The organism is Photorhabdus sp. RM322S, from assembly GCF_042879395.1.
Taxonomy (GTDB): Bacteria; Pseudomonadota; Gammaproteobacteria; order Enterobacterales; family Enterobacteriaceae; genus Photorhabdus; species Photorhabdus khanii.
In genome coordinates, this window is sequence record NZ_JBHFKW010000045.1 from 1 (window position 1) to 19,456 (window position 19,456).

General features: G+C 44.2%; 7 protein-coding genes and 1 pseudogene. 4 read left to right on the forward strand and 4 right to left on the reverse strand.

From position 1 onward, the window contains the following. Both ACGF63_RS19370 and ACGF63_RS19375 read left to right on the forward strand, forming a co-directional pair. A pseudogene (locus tag ACGF63_RS19370) lies at positions 1-450 on the forward strand (hypothetical protein); the annotation flags it as partial. Between the two features lie 2 nt (positions 451-452). After that, positions 453-692 (forward strand): hypothetical protein, encoded by a 240-nt coding sequence (locus ACGF63_RS19375; RefSeq protein WP_036843288.1) that lies wholly within the window; start codon positions 453-455, stop codon positions 690-692. A 1,223-nt stretch (positions 693-1,915) separates the two neighbouring features. On the opposite strand, the gene ACGF63_RS19380 is transcribed toward ACGF63_RS19375, so the two are convergent. The 4 genes from ACGF63_RS19380 to ACGF63_RS19395 form a co-directional block, all read right to left on the reverse strand. Continuing rightward, complete coding sequence (locus tag ACGF63_RS19380; RefSeq protein ID WP_152961604.1) at positions 1,916-3,094, reverse strand: MalY/PatB family protein; 1,179 nt, start codon at positions 3,092-3,094, stop codon at positions 1,916-1,918. After that, the gene (gene nhaC / locus ACGF63_RS19385) at positions 3,081-4,535 is read right to left on the reverse strand and encodes a Na+/H+ antiporter NhaC (protein WP_387632739.1); all 1,455 of its coding nucleotides are present in this window, start codon (positions 4,533-4,535) and stop codon (positions 3,081-3,083) included. Before nhaC ends, ACGF63_RS19380 begins: the two co-directional genes overlap by 14 nt. Positions 4,536-4,694: 159 nt before the next feature. Further along, positions 4,695-5,696: a LacI family DNA-binding transcriptional regulator gene (locus tag ACGF63_RS19390; RefSeq protein WP_036843295.1), complete on the reverse strand. Its 1,002-nt coding sequence runs from the start codon at positions 5,694-5,696 to the stop codon at positions 4,695-4,697. 256 nt (positions 5,697-5,952) lie between these two features. Beyond that, on the reverse strand, positions 5,953-6,624 hold the full coding sequence (locus ACGF63_RS19395) for a PAS domain-containing protein (protein WP_036843296.1): 672 nt from the start codon (positions 6,622-6,624) through the stop codon (positions 5,953-5,955). Between the two features lie 1,147 nt (positions 6,625-7,771). On the opposite strand from ACGF63_RS19395, the gene rtxA reads away from it, so the two are divergent. Together rtxA and ACGF63_RS19405 are read left to right on the forward strand one after the other, a co-directional pair. Next, positions 7,772-18,319: an MARTX multifunctional-autoprocessing repeats-in-toxin holotoxin RtxA gene (gene rtxA, locus ACGF63_RS19400; protein ID WP_152961606.1), complete on the forward strand. Its 10,548-nt coding sequence runs from the start codon at positions 7,772-7,774 to the stop codon at positions 18,317-18,319. Positions 18,320-18,495: 176 nt separating this feature from the next. Beyond that, complete coding sequence (locus ACGF63_RS19405) at positions 18,496-19,410, forward strand: Rpn family recombination-promoting nuclease/putative transposase (RefSeq protein WP_387632742.1); 915 nt, start codon at positions 18,496-18,498, stop codon at positions 19,408-19,410. Positions 19,411-19,456 lie beyond the last annotated feature (46 nt).

Genomic DNA, 19,456 nt, shown 5'->3' on the forward strand with positions numbered 1-19,456 from the left:
GGGTTAGTAGCTTGTCCGGTAATAAAACAGCGTGTTCTGGATAATATTGCAGCGAGTAAAGCAGCCAGAGAATCATCAAGTTTTGGTAAAAATATAGTTCAAACTCCATATGGCCCAGCTATTCAATCTAATGCTGCAACTGCGTTAGCGGCAAGAGGTAAAGTTGAGAATGGAGCTACGCTTTATCGCATAGGAGCAACGGGTAGAAGTGAGGCTGTTGGAGCACAATTTTGGGCACTGGAACATCCATATAATCCAGGTTATGCAAATAAATATGGAATACCTCAAGAAAACATTACTAGGAGCAACTTTATTATGACAGGAGAATTAAAACCCGGAGCTAATTTTATTACTCGTTCTGCTCCTAGTATTGGGAAGAATTTAGGGGGAGGTATTGAAGTTGTAGTACCGCCAAATGCTGTTAATATAAAAACATTTAGTATATTTTAAATATGAAATATGATATTTACGCACAATCAAAAATATTAGCTATCTTGATGAAAGATAACGGAATGTTGAATATATCTCAAGACATTACCAGTTCTATTGAATATAGTTCAACCGCTACCGAAATCTTAATGAAAATTAGATTTATTTTGAAAAAAATAGATATGAATGACAAAAGATTTAGTGTTGATGAAATTAATTTAATTAAAGAAATTTTAAATGAGATAAATAAGAACTTGAAGTAATTTGTCTATTAAATAAGGTCGGAAAATCCAAAAGATCTTTCGGCCTTCTGTGGGCAGTATGAAGATGAAGAAAGTGGTTTATTTTATAAAAATGATAGTTAATTGTATTTAATCTAAAATCATTAATCGCAAATTGAAAAGAAATCACATGTAAAAGAATATTATCCGAATAGATAGGTATTAAAGAGTTTTCTCACCGGTTATTTAACAGAATCAATAAAGATAAAATGAATATGATCGGCGTTCATTAAACGTAATCCAATGATGATTAAACTTAACAAAAAATCAGAGGTAAAAAGGGTAAAAAACAGTTAAAAATTTATACCGATTAAAACCATCAGTTAAAAAATAACTTTTAATAATCATTTAAATCCTGTCCATCATAAAACACAAGGCGTGATTGACTTTGTTTACCTTGTTATGTTTAATTTATTTATCCGAAACTCTATATTCTATTTGTTTTACATTTACCTAATCTACCATAATCATTTAAAATCCAGAATGTTGGCGTATTAAAGCTTTTATATCAAGGACAGATTTAATTCAATAAAGGCCACTTTTTAGAAGGAACAGTTAATTACATTTAATCGAAAATCATTAACCTTCTAATCGCAAGTTGAAAAGAATCCACACGTAAAAGAATACTCTCCGAATAAATGGGTATTAAAGCGCTTTCTCACCAATTATTTAACAGCATCAGTAAAGATAAAGTGAATATAATCCGCGTTCATTAAACGCAATCCAATGATGATTAAACTTAATAAAAATCCGATATTAAAAATGGTTAAACCTTTATACCGATTAAAACCATCAGTTAAAAAAATGACTTTTAATAACCATTTAAATCCTACCCATAATAAAACACAAGGCATGATTGACTTTGTTTACCCTGTTCTATTTGATTTATTTATCCGCGATTTTATACTCTATTTATTTTACATTTACCTTATCTGCCTAATCATTTAAAAGGCGCGAATGCCGAAAATATTAAATTTTTTATATCAAAGTAGATTTAACCCAATAAATGCAACTTTTCAGAGTACAGTTGATGGTATTTAATCGAAAATTATTAATCATTACGAGCGCATTCGCGGCTGATATTGATCTGGGCACAAAAGAATACAGCCGGATAAGCGCGGTTTGGTGATATATTGCGCTACTTATCCGGCTTTTTGCCATTATCTCGCCATTATCGGATGCCGATATAATATTGTATTTTTATTTTACGGTGTTAATTGAATTAAACCGGTGATCACCTTTTCAAGATACTGACGAGGGCAACCTAAATTTATCCGGATAAACCCTTTTCCCCTATCACCAAAATTCCGTCCCATTGAAACGGCTATTTTCGCTTTCTGTAACAATGCCGACTGGAGAGCATCGTCATCCAGACCTAAAGCGCGACAATCTAACCAAGCCAGGTATGTGCCTTCGGCTTTGGTCATTCGGCACCAAGGGACAGTATGCGCGATTGCTTGCTCCAACCAGCGGCGGTTCTCTGCCAGGTGATGTTGTAGCTCGTCAAACCATAGACTTCCATGTTGATATGCTGCTGTGGCCGCAGTCATCGATAGTGAGTTAAATACATCTAATCCGTGGGCGTTTAATCGATCATTAAAGGCACGCCGAAGGTCGGGATCTGGAATGAGAAAGTTCGATATGCGAAGTGATGAGAGTCCAAATGTTTTACTTGCTGAGGTGGCGGCAATGATGTTGCTATGCCATTCGTTCCCCAGATGCAGTACCGAGGTGAATGTTTTCCCAGGTAAAATCAAATCAGCCCAAATTTCATCGGAAATTACCGTGACACCGTACTTTTTACAGAGCGTCAATAGCCGGGCCAACTCGTCGCGATCCCAGCATCGGCCAGTAGGATTGTGTGGGTTACATAACAGGAGCAAAGGCGGTCTGTGTTGCTCCAACATCTGCTCTAAATGATCATAGTCAATTTGATAACCGTCCGGATTTTCAAGGAGGGGATTTTCAACCACCACCCTGTCGTTCATGGTGATGATTTTGGCGAATGAGCCATAGTAGGGTCCTTGGATCACGACGCCTTCACCCGGTTTACTCAACATCTGGATCAGTAAAGCCAGCCCAGGTATGACACCTTCTATTGACGTGAACCAATCCCGGCATAAGGTCAACTGATGACGTTTTGAAAACCAGTCTATTGCTGCCTGGTAATAGTTATCGTCGCGTTCGCTATAACCGAAAATGCCGTGGTTGACTCGAGTGTGTAGCGCTTGCTGGATTTTTTCCGAACATTGGAAATCGAAATCAGAAATCCACATTGGCAGAAGATCAGTTTGGTTCAATTGCAGGTAACGATCTAAAAAGTCCCATTTAACAGAGCTCGTATTGTGGCGATCGATGATTTGATTGAAATCATGCGGTTTCATGTTGAATTTCCTTATTCTTCAAGGGGTTTGCTGGTGTTACTTTTGCAATACCGAAACCAGTAAAGCCATAAATGAGTGCAAAAAAGACGGCGGCGTAGCACTGGATAGCCCAGGGCAGCAGCTCAAGCGTACTGACACCCAGAGTCGTCGCCATGTAAATGCCTGCGGCAGTCCATGGGATGAGTGGCTCAATGACGGTACAGGCATCTTCTATTGTCCGTGACAGATTTTTATTATCCAGGCCCATGCGGCGATAGGCACCTTTAAAGAGTTCTGCCGGGATGAGGAGAGCCAGTTTTCCGTCACAGGTGGCACCGGTCACAAGGATGGTTGTGGCTACGGTTGCCGCGATAAGTTGCCCGGTTGTGTGAACAGCTTGCAGAAGCCGGTTAATGATGAGGGTCAGGGCACCTGTGAGCGCCAAAGCACCGGCAAACGAGAAGGCACAAAATACCAGCAGGATGGTGCTCATCATTGAGAACATGCCACCGCGATTGAGCAGACGTGGGACGTCGCTAACGACTCCAGTGATGTTGTGTCCCTGCTCAGAGAACATTGAGAGATTGAAGCCATCTATCAACGCATTAAGGCCTTGTTTAAGTGTAAATCCCTGAAGACCTATGCCGATCGCAATAGCCAATGCACATGCGGCCAACATAACGGGTATCACCGGACGTTTTGTTATTGCACCCCACAAAACCAGTATCGGTGGCAAAATCAGTAATAAATTGAAGTGATACAGGCTTTCAAGAGATTGAATGATGTCTGTGACTTTTTCAGGTGTTGCGACGCTACCTACTGAGCTTGTATGACCAGCGATAAGATAAACAGTCGCCGCTAAAATAAAGCTTGGGATAGTGGTATACATCAGGTGTTGAATATGGCTGTAGAGATCGGTGTCGGTGACGATGGCAGCGAAGTTAGTTGAGTCAGATAGCGGTGAAATTTTATCGCCGAAATATGCACCTGAAACAACCGCACCTGCGGCGGCAGCCAAAGGCACATCAAGACCTGCCGCTACCCCCATCAGGGCAACACCAACCGTTCCGGCTGCCCCCCACGATGTGCCGGTGCAGATTGAGATAACGCTCGTGATAAAGAAGGCGGTAATGAGTATATATTGCGGGTTAATCAGTTTTAACCCCCAGTAAACCATGTAAGGTATGGTTCCGCTGATCATCCAGGTTCCGATAAGTCCCCCGACGCAAATCAGTATTATGATCACCGGCATTGCTTTGGTTAGCTTTGCCACAATGGAATCAATAATGTCATTCCAGCGATAGCCTTGCCAATACGCTAAGGCCGCCGCTATTCCTGCTGATATGAGTAATAAGGATTCAATGCGCAGTCCCAGTTGACCATAGCCAATAATCAGAAGTAAGAGCATTGCTATGATCGGCAATATAGCGAGTCCCAGATTAAGCTTCTTTTTGTCGTCCATTTAAAATCCCTGCTCCGGATATGTTATTGAGACAGAATAATAAAGTTGTTTCGAATGGAATGTGAGAGATGTGACTTGTCCATGTAATCGGTTTCATGAGGTGTGAAAATGCGATCTGTGTATCGTTTTTTACGCTTGTTTTGTCTGTGATGCTTTTCTTTATCCTATGGAAAAAACGGAATCTCTGATCACGAGTTCGGCTGAGAACATATTCATTTGTGGGGCGGGTTCTTCCTGGGCATTGAGTTGTAACGCCAGATTCGCCGCCCGTCGTGCCATCCTCTCTATTGGGTAGTGTACAGTCGTTAAAGAGGGGTAGAGATATCGTGCCGGAACAATATCATCAAACCCAATAATCGACAGTTGTTCCGGTAAGTTGATTTTCCGTTGATGCAGGGCTCGCATTATGCCGGCAGCCATAACATCGTTGAATGTCACTGCGGCAGTAAAGTTGATGCCGCTGTTCAAGAGCTTTTCTGCTGCCAGTTCTCCGCCTTTTTCGTCAAATGGAGCGCTGATAACCCAATTGCCAGGTACGGTGATACCCGCATGAGTCATTGCAGAATAATATCCCTCCAGGCGGAGTTTTCTATCATCAATAGGCAGGTCTGTCGTTACATAGGCGATTTTTCGATGACCATTTTGGATAAGGTAGTGAGTAGCAGCCTGCGAAGCGCTAACATTATCTAACCAGATGCATCGGTTGGCGATTGCAGGGAAATATCGATTAATCATTACTAAGGCTGGCGTATGCGCTGCATAACGCAATATGTCTGTATCACTCATTCGAGTGGTATGTGCCACTATCGCTTCGCACCCTTGATTGATTAAAAAATCTAAGGCGGATTTCTCGAGTTCAGCCTGATGCCCACCACTGCAAACCATCAGTTTTACCCCTTTCTTGCGGGCAATTTCTTCAACTCCACGTGCTAAACGGGAAAAAAAAGGATCAGCCAGGTTACCGGTGAGTAAGCCCAACATATCCCCGCATCTTTTTGCCAGGGCAAGCGCAGCAGGATTTCGGTGGTAGTTGAATTCCCGCATGGCTTTTTCGACACGTTCACGAGTACCCGGTTCGACGTAAGCTGTGTTATTGATGACTCGGCTTACGGTGGCCACGGATACTCCAGCTTGATGTGCTACGTCTTTCATTGTAGCCATATTCCTTTCCTCAGTAGTTTATGTGATCAATGACAAATGTGACGTGGAGGGATCATAGCCTAATTTATTCAGATTATCATGAAAGGATTGATATACGTCATTGCAAGCAAGTAACATGAATCGGACTTATTTGAATAATCTTTGATGAATGGTTTAGTCATAATTGGCATGTATTGAACACGACCCGTTCTCCCTGTCACTTAATCAGGGAAAGCTGATTAAATGGCAGGGTGTGTAGGGGGGCAGGCATTATCTTTTATAGCAAAAAATGGCCTGTAGCTTGAAAGTATTTGGGGGGAACATAGAGATCATAATTATTTTCTTTGCAAAATAACCTCAATTCAGTCATTGATCCAATGGATAATTTATCATAGATGATTTTAAAATATTTTTCTAAGCTACGGCATGAAACCTTGATTTCATTGGCGATAAATTTATTGCTGACGCCACGGCAGAATAGAAAAATGATTATCCACTCTTTCGCCGTCAAGATATTATTAGGCAGCTTAGGTCTAACAGAGGCAGATGAGTCATTTTTAATGTAATTGTATAGCGAAAAATGATTTATGTCTTTCATATGACCAATTATCCCCATGCATTGATTATTTTCATCCATTAATGGGTATTTGTCACAAAAATAGTATTTAAGTTTTGGACCATTATCGGGCAGATAAATCCCAATAGATGATACTTTTTGCATAGACTGTAAAACCTTACGGTCATGTTCTTCAAAAAGGTGAGCAAAATTACTAAACGGTGTAGATAATTCTTTATTATTATATCCTATAACATTAAAATTTTCAGGTAATTTGTTTACTTTAATAAACACTGGATTTGCATATATGAAACGGAATTCTTTATCTTTTACAAACCATGATTCATGACTTTTATCCCACATATTTGTTAACTGAGGGGTAATTTGACTCATATGTGACCTTAAAAAATTTGAATATAAATAAAAAAACATTCCAGTAATGAACAAAGACAGTAATTCGTTCTAGAGTGAGCTATCCCATAATCAGAAGTCATCGCATTGCTATGATTGTCAGTATGTCTGGTGCCAGATTAGTCATCCATTTTATTTAACATCCAGTTTCACATGGGTTATTGCAATAAGATAATGAATTTGTTTCGAATGGAATGTGATGAGTGTTACTTATTCATGTAATCGGTTTCATGAGGTATAAAAATGTGACTTATGCATCAATTTTTTATCTTGTTTTATGTATGAAGTTCTTTTCTGTTCTATCATTTTTCTCTCTTTCCAGGACAGAGTTCGGATCAGGCTTGAAGCAACAACTGACGACTTCGTTAAGCCTATGAAAATATCTAATTATTCAATGAACAAGCCCCAGTCACATAGTTATCTATGCTCCTGGGGATGCGTTCACTTGCCGCCGCGCTGCAACTTGAAATCTATTGGGTGTATAACAATGTAAATAGTTTGTCCTTATTAATTTGATTTATGAAAAATTATTTAATAATTTAAATAAAAACAATAAATTATGTGTTCTTTGCGTTATGGTTTAATGTTGTTTTTATTGTCTTATTTGCGTTCTTAGCATCAATGTGGGGATATGGGGCAATATATGGGGGGTAAATAGACTTTCTTGTGTGTAAATATTGATTTTGAGTTTTTGCTCTATATTATTTTATTCTGCTTATTCATTTGATCGTATTTATAGATATATAAGCTCATTATGTCTTTGAGCTTAATGTTTTTTTATATAATGTATGGTCTTTGTGAATAAATTTCTTCTTGGGAGAGAATTATGTTTAAAAAATTCGAATAAATCATCGATGATGTCAGTTATAACAACAGCGTCTTTTCTCTTTATTCCATTGATTAAAAAAGAATAGTTTGAGAAATGGAGTAATAGCTGAAAACAGCAATCAATCTCAAGTAGAACAAATTATATTAAAAAAGATCTGATTGATTGTTGTCATTGTTTTTTGCCGTGGAAAGGTCAAAGGGTTTGTATCGTCCACGGGAAATTAGCTTCTCAAAACAACTGTTATCTCTGCCAGATGCAGTGGTTTTTTTATTTAACCTCAACTAAATTAAAGGATTGTTTATGGGGAAATCATCAAATCGCAGTACAGAATATTTCTTTACTGGGAAATATTACGATGATGATGATAGTAATAATATTGTTGCTATTGGAGTGGCGGGAACTGTTTATGCTAAAGGAGGAGATGATCATATTACCCTAGGCTCACTTGGGGCAACAATCTATGCCGATTCTGGCAACAAGATAGTCGATGGTGGCGCCGGATATTTAAAAATCGTGGATATTGAAGGTAATCTGGCGGTACAGGGTGCCGCAGGTTACGCAGGTATTGATAAAAGTGGTGATGGTAGTATTTCATTTACGGGTGCGGCAGGTGGCGTTTTTATGGATCACCGGGGTGGTCACGGTGACCTGAATTTCTCCGGTGTTGCGGCTTATAACGGCCTGACCCGTAAAGGGCAATCCGGTAATGTGATTTTTAACGGTGTCGGCGGTTATAACGAATTATGGCACGAAACTAACCAGGGTAATTTAAGCTTTGCCGGAGCCGGTGCCGGCAATAAAATTGACCGCACCTGGTATGATCACTATGAGAAAAGTCACGGTGATGTGGAGTTTGATGGTGGAGGGGCGGCAAATAGCATCAGTTCGCGGGTTGAAAGCGGTGATATTAATTTCAGTGGTGCAGGTGCTGATAACCACATTATACGTAAAGGTCGGGAGGGCAATATTATCTTGCATGGTGCAGGGGCATCAAACCGCATTGAACGCCTGCGCCAAAATAGAGATAAATATGAACAGACCCACGGTAATATCGAATTTGCCGGTGTGGGTGGTTATAACCAAATTTATTCTGATATCGCCCATGGTAATATCAATTTCACCGGTGCCGGTGCTTACAATGAAATATCGAGAATAGGCGAATATAACGGTTCCCGTGATGATGCTCTGGAATATGCTAAAGCCGAAGAGATCGTATTAACTTCGGCGATAATGGGAGGAAGTCAGATTCAGCAATCCCAGTCAGTCATCGGTATTAAATCAACGACTGAATCTGATACTTATCTCTTTGCGTTTGCCGACGAAATATCCACTAAGGTTAGCAAAGTTCAGCTCCGAAACGATCCTGAAACGGGTAAACTCAGTTATTACGTGACCTCCTGGTATAAACAGGGCAATCACCTTGAAAATCTTGCTGTGGAAGATATTTCTTCAAGTAATGGATTTATCGATATAGGCACCAATGATGGCTACCGCCTCTTCAATTTAATCTTTGAACATCATCAACCCGTTATTATTCGGCATACCGTTGAGGAAGATTTGCAGGAAAATTATTGGGTAACTTATGCGGGTGGAACTACCGCCAAAGCAGAAGATGTCACACTGATTGATGCCAAAATGCATGGGCGGGCAATCCATTCTGATGGTTCGATATTGGATGTTTCAGCGGTGAAATCGAACTGTCAACCGAACACTTATGTTTATGCCAAATATGTTGAGTCATACACCAAAGTGGTGAAGGTTGAGTTGAAAAATGATCCTCACACCGGTGCACTGCAATATTTTGCCAGTGCGTGGTACAAAACCGGCGATCATACCGATGATCTGGCTAATGAAGATTTTTCACTCTCAAGCGGTTATAGCCCGATGGAGCCTGGGGGATATTCACTCACTAAGCTGCAATATAAAGTTAATGCGGTGCGCCGTGTCTCTGAGCATTTAGAACATACAGAAGAATATCGTCACCAGGAATTGGTGAAATCACCCACAGACATCGGTGACAGCACCGGTGACATTAATTTCAGCGGTGTGGGTGGCGGGAACGTTATTAAATCCAGTGTGATACATGGCAATGTTTATTTTGCGGGCGAGGGTGGCGCTAACGTCATTGTGAAAAGTGGTGAAGAGGGCAATCTGACATTTCGTGGCGCGGGCTTGGCAAACGTCCTTGTTCATCAAAGCCGGCATGGAGAAATGGACGTTGATGCCGGTGGTGCAGCAAATGTGCTGGTTCGGATCGGTGACGGGCGGTATCTGGCTCATCTTCTGGCGATTGGCAATATCTCGATCCATCAAGGTAATGGTGACAGCCGGGTTATTATGCTGGGAGGTTACAACACCCATACCCAAATAGGTGATGGCAGCGCGAATTGGTTAGGGGCCGGCGGTTTTAACGTCATGACCCAGAAAGGTAAAGGGAAAGTCTCCTCGGTATTGGTGGGGGGCGCCAATGTATTGACCAAGCTCGCGGCGGGTTATCTGGTTTCCGGTATGCTCGGCGGTGCCAACATTATCACCCATATCTCTGGTGATAATGAAATATCAGATACCACAGCCATTGCGTTGGGCGGCACCAATATTCTGGCCAAAAAAGGCAGAGGTGATGCTGTTGCGGTGATGGGCGGTGGTGCGAACGTTCTTACCCACATTGGTAACGGTAGTACGACGGGTGTGATGTTGGGTGGTGCCAATATTCTGACCAAGGTAGGAGATGGTGATACTACCGGCATTATGTTCGGTATTGGTAATGTGTTTACCCATATTGGTGACTATCAGACACTGGGTGTGATGGGGGCTGCGGGCAATATCTTCACTAAAATTGGGGGAGGAACCGCGATTGCAGCCATGATGGGTGCAGGCAATATTTTTACTCATGTTGGCAAAGGTGATGCTTGGGCGCTGATGGGTGGGTTGGGTAATGTCTTTACCAAAGTGGGGGATGGCAATGCGCTGGCATTGATGATAGCCGCTGGTAATGTGTTTACCCATATTGGTGATGGAATGAGCGTTGCCCTGATGTTGGCAAGAGCTAATATCGCAACCAAAGTGGGTAATGGCACGACTCTGGCCGCGATGATTGGTGATGTCAATGTTATGACGCATATAGGTGATGGCTCAACCTTTGCGGCGCTGATCGGGCAAGGCAACATCCTGACGAAAGTTGGTCATGGGCTGACCATCGGCTTGATGGTTGGTGAAGCGAATATCTACACACATGATGGGGAAGGAGCAAGTATTGGTTTGTTTGCTGGTGAGTTGAATGTGATGACCAGGGTGGGTGATGGCACAACATTGGCCGCAATGTTTGGTAAAGCGAACATTATGACCCATTACGGTGATGGTTTAACCGGCGTGCTGGCATTGGGTGAGGCCAATATTGTTACCAAAGTGGGTGATGATTTTATGGGGGTTGTGGCCGCAGCTAAGGCTAATGTTGTCACTCACGAGGGCGACTCGACAACGGCTGGCATACTGCTTGGCAAGGGCAATATTCTGACGAAAGTGGGTGATGGCACGACGGTTGGTTTATTGATCTCCGATGTGGGGAATATCATGACCCATGTAGGTAATGGCAAAACGGTTGGTTTCGCCAAAGGCAACGCGAATATTATCACTAAAATGGGTAGGGGGACGGGGGTTAACGCTGTTTGGGGTGAAGCCAATATCCTGACTCAAGTAGGAGATGGCGAGCGTTACAACTTTGCTAAAGGTAAAGCGAATATCATTACTAAAATCGGTGATAAACGGGAAGTCACGGTGGTTCAGGGGAATAGTCATATTATCACCCATGTTGGTAACGGTGATGATTACACGGGAGCCTGGGGCAACGCGAATGTCATTACCAAGGTCGGCAATGGGTGTAATGTGGTGCTTGCCAAAGGTGATGGCACCGTGGTGACCCAGGTGGGTGAGGGTGGTAGCTTTAATGCTTTATGGAGTAAAGGCAATATCGTCACCAAAGTGGGTGATGGCATGCAGGTGACGGCGGCAAAAGGCAAAGCCAATATTACAACCATCGTAGGTAATGGTTTAAGTGTGACGGTGACGCATGGCGATCTTAACGTGAATACCAAAGTCGGTGAGGGTGTTTCGGTTAACGCAGTGTGGGGCGAATATAACGTTAATACCAAAGTTGGCAATGGTCTTAATGCTGCGGTCATGAAAGGTAAAGGCAATGCCAATATCCATATTGGTGATGGTCTGGGTATCAATGCCTCTTATGCCCGCAATAACGTGGCGATTAAGGTGGGTAATGGCGATTTCTACAGCTTTGCTGTCGCGGAAAGCAATACGTCAAGCCACAATCTCTCTTTGCTGTTTAAAAGTATTAAACAGACCGTGTTAAATGTAGAGGCAAGTCATGCGATCAACTATCTGGTCCACGGTAATGAGGCCAGCACGTCTGGGACGAATAAAGGCAGGGGCGCGATTAACTTAGTGGAAGTTTCTGCCATTGATGGCTTCCAGATGGATGAAATTGATGAAGTTCGTTCAGATCTGAGCAGAGAATTGAGAGGCACGATAACTCAGGCTGAGACGCCTGATACCGAGGTTATCCAGAATGCCTTGCATGTCGGAGATCATGTCGATTTAGCTCAGAATGGAGTATCACCCCAAGCTGATGCGGTTACCCACCATGCGAAACAAGATAAAGCTGCGCAAAATGCGTTAAGCGATAAAGAAAAAGTTGAAGTTGATCGTCAGAGACTTGAACAAGAAAGAGACAAGCAGCATAAAGCGATTTTGGAATCGCAGTCCCAACTGGAATCAATCGATCAAAACGCGCTGAATACTAATGGGCAAGTACAACGTGACGCAGTCAATGAAGAGTCACGGGCTGTCACAAAGGAACTGTTTGCCGTGACTCAAGGCCTGAACTTGCTTAATGGCTATGCGGATTATGACGGCAAATCAGGTGATGAGTGGCGTAATCGGTTTGCTGTTGGCTATTTGAACAGTACTCAGAGTAAATTAAATGAAGCCAGGTTCATTGCCCAGAAAAAATTAGGTGATGCACAGCGGCATTTGACTGATAACCGACAAGAAGTCAAAAAAGCCATCGGGCAATCAAAGGCTGGTTTGGTAAAAAGCCACCAGAATATTGAGAACGCAGATGACAATATTGTCAAAGCGCGGGTAAACGCGAAATTCAGACAGAAAGAAGCAGGGTTACAGCTTCAGCGGGCAAAAGCAGCCGAGGGTGACGCCTATGCCGCGTATGAAAAAGCCAAAAAACGGGGTGAAAGTGATAGTACAGCGGCAGTAGATAAGGCTATTCAGGCGCGGGTTGATGCGAAAGGCGTAAAGCAGGCTGATAACGCCAAACCAGAGCGTATCGGGGCGACGGGCAGTGGCTTATCTGGGGAAGCTTATAGATTAACCGGTATGGTAGAGCCGAAGCGCCGTATCAATCCGGCGTTAAACACGGAAGCCGGTGGTAGGATCAACGAAGGACTGACAGAAGAGGATCTGGCCGCATTGAATAATGCACAACAAGCGATCAATCGGCTACAAATCAACACGGGTAAACGCTCAACAAATACCGGTGCTTCGATCATTTCAATGTTTACTGAAACATCATCCGATAGCATTGTGGCACCAACCTCAAATGGGTCAAGGGAACTCATCAGAAAAGCACCGGTGATTGCGGGAATCAATCTGCAAGGGTTGGGGCAAACTTCTGTGGAAGCTAAGAGTCAATCCCGGTCTTATGTGCTGAAAGTGTTTGAGCCTTTCTTATTGAGTGAGGGAAACAAAGGGTTTATTGATTCTACCAAGAGAAATTTTGGTCAAATACGTGTCGATAATCCGAGTAAGGCGCTGGTGGCAGTGCGTGAGGCTTTCAATAAAACGGCTGAACAGCTTGATGAACCACATGTGTTGCAGCTGGAAGCTGCTCTGGCTCACTGGCAACAGCATGATCCCAAAGAATTCACCCAACGCAGTCAGCTGGTGAAAAGCCTGCGTTTTGAGATGGGGGAGCTGGTTGCTCATCTTCAGGCCAAGAGAGCCGAATCCGCGGGGATCCTTGGGATGACTCTGGCACCTGAGCAGGTTGCACAGTTTGAACAGCAAGTCTCATTTGATGGGATCGGGCGCGTGGTGGGTTTGAAAGGGAATATCGCGCAAAGCGAAATTGACCGTCTCACTGATTTGCAAATCAAGCCATTGACTCAGATTAACTCTGTTGCAGCGCGGGAAGCGCCAAAGACTGAAGGTGAAAGTATCATTATTTTCGTCAGCCGATTGGAACAGGCGGCTATCCCAGAAGGCATGCCTCTGGTTGAACGAGCCAGAAATCTTTGGCTTACCGGACAAGTGACACAACAGGAAGCCATCAAATTCTTTGAGGATGCGGCCACCCAGTTGCAGGCACATCCCGAATTGCACTCTCTGGCTCAACAGTTATTGGCCGATGCTCACAAGGAAAAGGCGACCGGACAATATATTGACAACCTGTTTGGTCGTCATTTTGATTCTGAACTGGCTTATGAATGGGTGAAAACGGCACCGCCGGAGGCCAGAGACACGGCTGAACAGACAGGCCAGTTTTTGGTGCAGGAGTTTGAACAGTGGATAAGTGGCTATTATCCGGATGAGGTTGTGCGTGACCAGCACATTGCAGCTAAAATGCGACTTTTTGCCAGGGCTATCAATCAGGATTTCCGCCCCTGGTTTAGCCGGGTACCTGAATTAACCACATTTCTGGACGAGCCGACTTTTATCAACTTCAAGACGATGATGACGAAGGTCGATGACGGTTATGCTGTGATTAAAGTGCCGTTTCTGGCGGTAAAAATGGCTATCACCCCCGGAATGGGGATGGATCGTGCAGTCTGGAAGATTGAAGGGGATCGTTTCTATGAGGATGTTATCACCAAAGCTCGTTCGACCCGTTCCCAACTGACTACCGGGGCTGATGTCACGTACAAAGTTGAAATAACGGAAAAACAGACCAACGATTATGGTACGGCGCTGCCCTACCAGCCTGCGAATGACAAGCATGATGATTTCCTGTACGGCAGAAAGGTCGCAGCCGGGCGTATTCTGGTCCCCGGAGGGGAAACTGAGTTTGAGCGTAATGCGTTAGCCCAAGGGCACTCTGTCGTGACCGGTGCGTCTGGTTCGACCAATATCATGGTTCACCTCAATAATTATATTGCCAGTAAGCAGCCTGACTTCCCGACCGGGCAGAGTTATCTCAATACCCTGGCATTTCTGGTATTTGATGGTGGTCATTCCATCAACGAAAGTCTGGCTGTTTACAAGGCGTTACAGGCAACAGGTGATGAACGTGAGCGGGTATTGAACCGCTACACTGCCAATTATCGGGATCTGTTCGATATTGCCGGAGAGGAAGGTAAGGCATGGGTAAGCCCGGCATTGGATAACGCTTTTAAAGAAACTCAGGAATTTTATGAAAAGCATGTTCTGGCGAAACCGCAAAACCATCCTGCGGCGACAGAGTTAGATCCGCTATCCGGCAACAATAAGGGGTCAGAGCCTGCGATTACCGACGATACCCGTTATCAGGATAAACCCCTTGATACCTGGCAAACGGAGAAGGTGACGCGACAAACTGATGGCCGTGAAACTCGCTTTGATGGTCAGATTATTATTCAGATGGAGGATGATCCGGTAGCCGCTAAAGCCGCGGCTAATCTGGCCGGTAAACACCCGGATTCCAGCGTGGTGGTTCAACTTGATTCCACTGGCAAATATCGTGTTGTTTATGGTGACCTGTCTAAATTATCTGAAAAATTACAATTACGCTGGCAGATTGTCGGTCATGGACGTGATACCTCGGATAAAAATAACATTCATCTGAGTGGCTACAGTGCCGATGAACTGGCGACGAAACTGAATCAGTTTCATCAAAACGCTAAACTGGGCGAAAAAGTAATCAGAAAGCCTGAGCATATCAGCATTGTGGCTTGTTCTTTGATCAGTGATGACAAGCAGGATGGTTTTGCCCGTCGCTTTATTACAGCGTTGGACAAGCAAGGTATTCACAGTGATGTTTCAGCTCGCCGTAGCGAAGTGGCGGTTGATGCAACGGGCCGTAAATTCACCCGTGACCAAAATAACCAATGGGTTAACAACCTGCCTGATAACAAAATCGTATTCAGATGGAATGAACAAGGTGAACTGGTGACCAGCACGGAAAGGGTGATTCGAGGGGTTGCCGAAAGTGATATCAACCTCTCCAGGGTCGGTCATACCGGGGCTGACACGGTGACTAAAGGGGCGATTGCGGATAATTCTGATATTTTCGTTAAGCCAGAGAAGCGTAAAAATATTAACACAAACGATCAATCGAATAATCAGCTCAGTTACTCCGGCAACATTCAGGTGAATGTCGGTGAGGGAGAATTTACCGCGCTCAACTGGGGGACGTCGAATGTGGGCATCAAAGTGGGGACCGGTGGCTTTAAGTCGCTGGCTTTCGGTGACAATAATGTGATGGTTCACGTTGGTGATGGTGACAGCAAACAGAGTTTTGATATCGGCGGTTACCAAGCGCTTGAAGGGGCGCAGATGTTTATCGGTAATCGTAATGTGAGCTTCAACCAAGGCCGCAGTAATGACCTGATTGTGATGGTGGATAAATCGATTCCGACGCCACCACTGGTTAACCCGTTTGATGGTCCTGCGCGCATTGCTGGTGTACTGCAAGGTATTACCCGCTCCGGTGAAGAGCAGGATTGGTTAGCGGCGCAAGATCAGCAGTGGACAATCGCCGGTGCGAGGAAATATGTTCAGGATATGTCTGGTTTAGACCAAACCAGCAGCGTGGAATACAACACGCTGGTTGAGCTGGATTCGCAACATGAGCGTAGCAGCCGGGGCTTGCAGTATGACGCCGAATTAACACTGAACAAGACGTTTAATCAGTGGCTAGGTGAAAATAGCAATAGCTCTGATATGGGCAAAATGAGCCGTGTGGATAAATTCCGTCAGGCCAATCAGAAGCTGGCTTTTAACTTTGCCGTAGGTGGTCAGGGGGCGGATATCCAGGTGACAACCGGTAACTGGAACTTTATGTTCGGTGACCATATTCAGTCGATTCTGGATACTAACCTGGGTTCGTTGTTTGGCCTGATGACCCAGCAATACTCGGCAACCGGTATGGCGAAAACCACCTTTACTTATAATCCACAGGATTTGCCGCGTCAGCTTAAGAATAAGCTGGTTGGCCGGTTGGCGAGTATCAGAGCAGAGACCACCTTAGGGGATATCTTTGGGGTGAATTACACTGCGAAGGGTCAAGTTGTTTCCCGCACCGGCGAGCCTGTTGATGGCGAGGCTATTTTGCAAGAGATGCTGGAGGTGATTGGGGAATTTAGCGGTGATCAACTGCAAACTTTCACTCATCCAGAGAGGTTGCTTGATAGTTTGGAAGCGGGCATCGATATGGGAGAAGAGGGCGTCAGGTCATTTGCGGAAAGTCATGGTCTGAAAGAAAAAGCGCCTGATGAAAATCAGGAACAAGGATCTTCGGTGAGCATCAACGGAGCGAATGTTCAGAACAATGACAAACCAGAACGGGCATTTGGCTTTAATTCGCTGAATTTACCTAATTTGTTTGCAACGATGTTCAGCGAAGATAAGCAAACAGAAATGAAATTATTAATCACTGATTTGAAAAAAAATCTGACGACTGATTTGCTTAATATGGAGCAGAAAACGTTTGATTTCTTGCGTAACGGTGGTCATCTGCAAGGTGATGGCGATATTCATGTATCGTTGGGGAATTATAATTTTAACTGGGGTGGTGACGGTAAAGATCTCGGTGCTTATCTGGGCGATAACAACAATTTCTGGGGAGGACGTGGTGATGATGTTTATTACTCGCAGGGAACTTCCAATATCTTTGCCGGTGGTAAAGGCGATGATTTGGGCGTCCTGATGGGGCGTGAAAACTGGATGTTTGGCGGTAATGGTGATGATACCGCAGTGGTGGCCGGACGTATTAACCATGTTTTTATGGGGGAAGGGAATGACCAGACGTTTGTCTTTGGTGAGGGCGGCTTTATTGATGCCGGCAACGGACAGGATTACGTTGTTACCTCCGGCAATTATAACCGGGTGGATGCCGGGGAAGGGCAGGATTACGTGGTGACCATCGGCAATAACAACCGGGTTGACCTGGGTGAAGGCAATGACTTTGCTAGGGTGTTTGGTAATGACAACCGGGTCGACGGTTATTTGGGCAATGATACGGTTAAACTGATGGGTTACCATGCGGTAATCAACGGTGGAGAAGGTGATGATCACCTGATAGCGGCGGCTATTTCGAAGTTCAGTCAGTTTGATGGCGGTGAAGGTCAGGATCTGCTGGTATTAGGCGGTTATCAGAACAGCTTCCAGGGTGGCACGGGTGCAGACAGCTTTGTGGTTAGCACAGCGGTGATTGATAACCGGGTTAGCGATATTAGCGCAGAAGATATGATCCTGTTTAACGGTGTTGATTGGCAAAACCTGTGGTTCCAGCGCAGCGGATACGATTTGGTGTTGTCGGTAAATCGTCCTGCTCAGGATAAAACCGCGCAGGGTATATTTGAATCGGTGGGGTCAGTCACCTTTCATGATTACTTTAATGGTCATCGCGCCAAATTAGTGGCTCAAATGGGTAATAAAGATGCATCAGGAGAGCGTGAATTTACGGCATTATCAGATAATGCGGTTGATTCTCTGATTCAGGCTATGAGCAGTTTTGCCCCGACAGTGGGGGATAATGGTTTTATTGAGAATCTGGATAGTAAGGCGAAAGTCACTATTGCAATGGCGTGGACAGATACCACCATCGGCAAGGGGAAGTTTGCCTGACTAACGCTTTATAATAAAAGTAAAAGATAAGAAAAAAGTTGTAATAAGAATAAAAGTGGCTCACAGAACAGGTGGGCCATTGTTTGAAGTGGCAGTTGTTATTTCTGCTGCTCAATCCGCTTGGTTTCTTGCTTAATATTCCTTCAATATAAAAGAAAGTATGCTACCATTCACCGATGAAGAGAAAAAATACACCAACGCCACATGACGCTGTTTTTAAACAGTTTTTAGGTCATATTGATACTGCCAGGGACTTTTTGGAGATACATTTGCCTGCAACATTACGGGCAGTTTGTGATCTGGATACACTGCGGTTGGAATCAGGGTCGTTTATTGAAGATAATCTGCGTGCGCATTATTCTGATATCCTGTATTCGTTAAAAACAGCGCAGGGTGACGGATACGTATATTGCGTGATTGAGCATCAGAGTTCCCCGGACAAGATGATGGCATTCCGGCTGATGCGATACGGTATTTCCGCAATGCAACGGCATCTGGAGCAGGGACATGAAAAATTGCCGCTGGTCATTCCGGTGTTGTTCTATCACGGGAAAATACAGCCGTATCCGTGGAGTACCCATTGGCTCGATTGCTTCGATGATCCGGCCCTGGCGAAGGAAATCTATTCCGGCGCATTCCCGCTGGTAGATGTGACGGTAATTTCGGACGATGAAATCCTGACGCACAAACGGGTTGCGCTACTGGAAATGGTGCAAAAGCATATCCGGCAGCGAGATATGGCGGAGTTACTGCAAGAACTGGTTATGCTGCTGACGTATGATTACTATACGGATGAACAGCTAAAAAGCATGTTAAACTACTTATTACAGGTGGGAGATACCGCCGATCCAGAGGGTTTTATCCGGCGACTGGCAGAACAGTCCCCGAGGTATGAGGAGGTACTGATGACAATAGCGCAGAAACTGGAGCAGAAAGGGCGTCAGGAAGGGCGTCAGGAAGGACGTCAGGAAGGGTGCCAAGAGGCAACTCTAAAAATCGCGCATGCATTGCTGAACAGCGGAATCGATCGTGAAACGATAATGAAAACCACCGGATTGAGCCAGAGTGAGCTTGAACAAATGTCCCATTAACGCTGATACTTTATCGGCGTATCATAAACAGGATCTTTAGCGCCAA